General features: G+C 45.1%; 1 protein-coding gene. It reads left to right on the top strand.

The features are described 5' to 3' along the window. Window positions 1–4,184: hypothetical protein (locus tag HMPREF1154_RS13545; RefSeq protein ID WP_009642398.1), on the top strand; the 4,184-nt coding region annotated here is incomplete at both ends.

Raw genomic sequence — 4,184 nt, 5'->3', positions numbered from 1 at the left:
AAGAGTTCTTACCATCATCTATCCTACCACCAGCGGTGATAGGAGGTGGTAACCGCTACGACATTAAGGTAACCTATCGTACAACGAATACACAAGAGAACAGACAGGCAAGTCCATTTACAGCGCCAACAGGTTCTACCCCTATTGGTTCTACTCCAGTAGATACCAATGTAACGGAACAAGATATAAGTGTAGCCCCTACACCTGCTCCTGGAGGAACAGAGCTTTACTATACTGTATGGATCAAGGATAAGGGTAACAAGTACTGTACTGATTACATCCCAAGTGCACCTATGAAGGTACTTCCTGCCGAAACGCCAGCTGATCTTAAGGCTCGCCATAAGGTAGAGGGGGCTGATGTAGAACAGCAGAATGCTTGTACAGGTACAACGGGTACTAAGGGAGCTTTTGAGTTCACAAGAAATACTACGCCAGCATCACCTGCGATAGCTCGTGAGGATGTACGTTTTGAGTATGACTTGCAGAAAGCACCTATAGGAACCACAGCCTTTGCCTCAACAGGCACTACTATTACTGATGCCAATATCATACCAAATAGATCTACTGACCCACTAGGAACAGTAAGATATAGAGTAGAAGGCTTAGACGAAGGAGATTATAAGCTTATAGTGAAGAAGTCTTCTAACGGAGAATGTAATGGCTATGATGTGACCAATATAGCGGGTAATGTAGTAACTATCAACAAGAATCCGAAAGTAGACTTTGAGATGACCACTTCATCTCCACCGAAACCGAAGATAGAGCTTGTTCAGATGGCTTGTGCTGCAACTACCTCACCTATATTTGGTTTGACCCCAGCACAGGACAAAGCACAGCTTAAGTTCAAGGTCAAAGGAGGGGTACCACCTTATACAGCTGAAGTGTATATCAAGGATGTGAGAACCTCAGAGTTCTTGTTCTCCAGAGAAGAAATACCTTCTACGGTAACAGCACTGCCATATCCAGCGCTAACGGTACATGAGGCAGAATATGCTTTTGACCTACCAGACAGGGGAATAAAGTATGAGGTAACCTTGAAGATACGCGATGCTAAGGGCTGTGAATTGGATGGAGGATCAGGCTATGCCTTCCACGATGAAGTATTGCCTTTCCATAAGATAGAAAGCGTAACGACCAAGCGTACTCAGCGTATGAGCTGTGATGCTGCCACAGGACAGGAAATAGTAGAATTGACAATAAACTATAGTGATCCTAATGGTAATGGAGACGGATACAATGTTCAGGTAGATAAGTTAGGTACAGGAGGTTCTTACACTTCAGTGGGTGCTTACGCCGCAGGAGAAAGAACTGTCGCTGATATACCAGGATCTGGAGTAGGTAATATTATCTTACCTTATGTAGCAGATCAGATAGCAGAGTACCGAATCATACTCTTCAATAAGAAGACTAAGTGTACTTACCAGTTGCCAACCCACTATAGGATGGTCAAGAGTGAGAAACCACGAGTGAACTTCATACTCAAAGAGGGAGGTTGTGGAGACCAAGGAACAACGCCTGCTCCTACAACGATAGACTTAACCTTTGAGTTGCAAGTAGAAGGAGGAGATTTTGAAGCGAATGGTTATAACTATGTGATAACAAATCCATTGGGCTATAACTCAGGAAGCTTGTTCAGTAAGCTAGCCAAAGAGACAAAAACGCTTCAAGTGCCTATAACGCAGGCTCCTGCCAATGCAGTAACTCAGTTCCAAGTAGATCTTAGAGTAGTGGATAGTAAGTGTGATGCGACAGCGACCACACAGGTAACTCGTCCAGCACAGATAGATGCGACTTCTGCTATAACCCATGCGATGACCTATTGTGGAGGTCAGTCCAACAATGATGGAGTGATAGCTGTAACTGTGCCAGCCACAGGTGGCTGGGGAGGTCCTTACCAATACCAGATTGTAAGCAATGGTGTAGAAGGAGGTTGGACAGATGAGCTTACCTTTAGCGGTTTAGGCGAAGGAAGTCACTATGTACAAGTAAGAGATAGCAAGGGCTGTTTGCGTGACTTGGCTACTTTCACCTTCTTGCAGTTCAACTCAACAACTATGGGACTTACCGTGCCAGCGGCAACTGTACCAGAGGTACCAAGCTGCCAGGGAGCACAAGACGGAACTATTAAGCTTGCCGGAGTAACAGGAGGTACAGGAGGTACACCTATAGAAGGAAAACTCTCTTATGAGCTCTTTGATGCAGAGACAGAGCTTTCCTTGGGTAGAATCCTTCCAGATGATGATACCACCACCCCAGTTCGAGGCACTGTAACCTTTGACAATGTGGGTGCAGGAACCTACTTTATCAGAGTATACTCCGATATGCTTTGTGCAGAAGATCATAAGGATACTCCTTTTATAAAAGTAGGAGACCCAGGAAGTATCATCGCTAGAGCGTACCTCTCTAAGTACCCAGGTTGTAACCAAGAAGGAAGTGTTACGGTAGAGATAGACAAGCGACCTGAGATGCGTCCTTCAAGAAAAGACTATAAGGTAGAGTTGTACGACGTTACCGATGAGGCTAATCCTCAAAGAGTAGGAGGTACACCGATCCTTAAGTCAGGTACGGATGGTATCACAGGAGTAACTTATGAGTTTGCCACAGGAGTGAAACATGGTCACAATGGAGGAGATGTAGAGCGCAAGTACCAAGTGAAGATATGGGACAACAATGGCTCATCTACCCCACCACCAGCTCCATGTGAAGGATCTAGCAATAAGGTATATGTGGATAAGATATCCGAATTGGACGGCGAGGTAGTGGCTGAAGAAAGCGAATTGAACCTCAAGTGCTTCGGTAGCTCTTATGGTAAGATTACAGTAAAGGCTACAGGAGGAAAGGCTGACGAAGGCTATAACTTCAAGCTCCTTAAGGGAGGTAGCCTTGTACCTACAGGAGCAGGAGGTACTAGCAGTGCCAATCCAAATACCCAAGGAATCTTTGAAGGCCTTGCCAAAGGCGATTATCAGGTAGAGATCACCCAAACCAATGGTGGCTGTAGCGCTAGGGTAATCCCTGTAACTATCACCGAAGAGACTAAGTATGTAGTGAAATATAAGTTAGAGGATGTAAAATGTAATGGAGACAAGAATGGTAAGATTACCATCACTCATACAGAAGGATTCCAGCATAACAATGGAGTTAATAGGAAACTTACCTATGCGATCTCTCCACGTTTGGATCGTTTCTTAGACAAGCCAAATGGCGTAATAGATAGCTTAGCTCCAGGTAAGTACTTCGTGATAGTACAAGATGAAAATGGCTGTCGTCCAAACGAGATATACTTAGAAGACCAAAATGGTACACTCAGCAGAATCAATGAGGATATCATAGAGTTCACCATAGGCGAACCAGAACCACTTAGTGTGTCAGTTAACCCAGAATACACCGAGCACGAAAGCTGTGTAGATGCCAAGGATGGTAAGACCCGCCTAAGAGTATTCGGAGGAACACCTTTTGCAAGGACTTCTAATGACAATGAGTATGAGCTTGTGATAGACGGCAAAGCCCCCATAAGATACCATACAAGAGATAATGGTGATCTGATAGGAAACTTAACCGCAGGGGAACACACCTTTAGGATTATAGATAAGAATGGTTGTGAGGCCGAAACAGCTGTAACGATAGAGCCAGGCTCAGAGGTAAAACTCAAGCTATCGGCAGGTAAGTACGAGTGTGTGGATGGCAAGATCAAGTGGGTAGTGGAGGCCAGCGTAACGCCAACTACGGCAGCGCTCAATGTCCGTTACTTGCTCACTGAGGTAGGCAACCCTGCCAAGGTAGACCAGCCACATGACAATACACAGTTCAATTTGGATGTGGATTTGCAAGGCAATACGACCAAGACCTACATCATCAGTGTATTGCATAAGGTAGCAGGCCATGGCGAGTGTAGAGTGGATTCAGATCCAATACAGGTAGCTCCTAAAGAGCCACTAACGATAGATCCATTGTCAGGCAAGCCAACGGTAAGCTGCCATGATGGTGAAGACGGAAGATTTGAAATCACCGCACGCGGAGGATCAGGCAAGTATGACTATGGATTGAAGAAGGCCGATGGCACCTTCGATTGGCAAGGAGAAAACAACAACAAGTTCTCAGGTCTTAAGGTAGGTTCTTACACTGTAGGAGTGAAGGATATAGAATACAACTGTATCGCTGAACTGACCAACATAGTGGTAGAA

It is taken from the genome of Capnocytophaga sp. CM59 (assembly GCF_000293175.1).
Taxonomy (GTDB): domain Bacteria; phylum Bacteroidota; class Bacteroidia; order Flavobacteriales; family Flavobacteriaceae; genus Capnocytophaga; species Capnocytophaga granulosa.
This window is presented reverse-complemented; position numbering and strand designations above follow the sequence as displayed.